Here is a 350-nt window from a genome sequence, read left to right on the forward strand (position 1 = left end):
CACGTGCAGTATGCTGAATCGGAAGCCCACAAAGCAAAACCCCCAGCCTTTATGGGGCTGGGGGTTCTGGGTAGAAGAGCCTGGCGATGACCTACTTTCACACGGGTAGTCCGCACTATCATCGGCGCAAAGTCGTTTCACGGTCCTGTTCGGGATGGGAAGGGGTGGTTCCGACTCGCTATGGTCACCAGGCATGAGGGGTTGCCGCGCTGACGCATGTCAGCACGGCGAATCTGGGAGTAGTAAAGATTGGTTGTGTTTGTACCATCGTGGCACAAGGCGGCGAACCGCTACACCAGGTAAGACACACTGGTTATAGGATCAAGCCTTACGGGCAATTAGTACTGGTT

1 rRNA gene is annotated in these 350 nt (G+C 55.1%); it reads right to left on the minus strand.

Annotation, left to right across the window (positions count from 1 at the left end):
* Positions 1–78: 78 nt before the first annotated feature.
* A 5S ribosomal RNA gene (rrf, locus tag AB4Z35_RS31460) occupies positions 79–192 on the minus strand.
* Between the last annotated feature and the right edge of the window lie 158 nt (positions 193–350).

This window comes from Pseudomonas sp. KB_15, assembly GCF_052114525.1.
In the GTDB taxonomy this organism is placed as follows: domain Bacteria; phylum Pseudomonadota; class Gammaproteobacteria; order Pseudomonadales; family Pseudomonadaceae; genus Aquipseudomonas.